This window comes from Piscirickettsia salmonis LF-89 = ATCC VR-1361, from assembly GCF_000297215.2.
GTDB classification, from domain to species: Bacteria; Pseudomonadota; Gammaproteobacteria; order Piscirickettsiales; family Piscirickettsiaceae; genus Piscirickettsia; species Piscirickettsia salmonis.
In genome coordinates this window covers 1-903 of record NZ_AMFF02000222.1, presented here as the reverse complement: position 1 = coordinate 903, position 903 = coordinate 1, and the positions used below count along the sequence as shown (strand labels likewise).

The following is a 903-nucleotide window of genomic DNA, read 5'->3' as shown; positions in this document are numbered from 1 at the left end:
ATATCGAACTCACGTTAGTTATAAAGAGGAACAATTAGCGCAAAGAGAGAGAGTAAGGCAAGAGCAGTTAACAGTCTTACAAAGTAGAGTAAGAGAAGAACAGTATCAATCTACTCAGAAAGTGAGAGAGTTAGAGAGGCGCATTACAGGTATACAGCAGCAAATAAGTGAAGAAACATTAAGGTCATCACGAATAACTGTAGGTTTACAGAAGGATGTTAGTAAACTACAAGATCGTATTGTAAAAGAAGCGAGAGATGAAAAGCAGCCTTCTGGCACTGTTAAAAATTTACAGTGTCAAGCTGATAGCTTGCAAAAACAACTAAGCGAAGGAATGCCATTAAAGTCACCCGAAGAAATTGCAAGCTTACAAAATCATCTGGAAACTTTGCAGGAGAGTGTACTTAAAGAATTAGAAAAAGCAGGTCAAGTCTCTTACCCGGTGTGGAGCATAAGAAATTTACAAAGTCAGATCAGGCAAGAAAAAGCACGGTTACCTTATAAAATAACTGAATTACAAAGTCAGATGACAGGCTTACATAGGCAAGTAGGCCAAGAAATGCGACAGTCAGCTGATAAGGTTGCAGGCTTACAGCGCGGTATCGCAGATTTGCAGGGGCAAGTAAGAGCACATGACCAGCGTAGGCATCAACAACCTCCTACTGTACAAATTGGCAATAATCGTGTTTTAAGGTTGGGTGGTAGAACAGTTAACCTTCACCAAGCCGGTGCAAGTAATATTATGGTTAATCAGGGGCAGGTGTTTATTAATGGTCAATCTCCTCGTTTATTTGAAAATACTCATAATTTAAGAGATGACGATGATGCCTCTCATTCCCATAGCCCTCAGCCTCAAAGTAGGCACTAACTCAGTTTGTGTGATTATAAACTCACCTTACGCAC

1 protein-coding gene is annotated in these 903 nt (G+C 40.1%); it reads left to right on the top strand.

What is annotated here, in order from left to right; translation table 11 throughout:
- Positions 1-868, top strand: an 868-nt coding sequence (locus C200_RS15890; RefSeq protein WP_162180162.1) for a hypothetical protein, incomplete at its 5' end; no start/stop codon positions are given.
- Positions 869-903 lie beyond the last annotated feature (35 nt).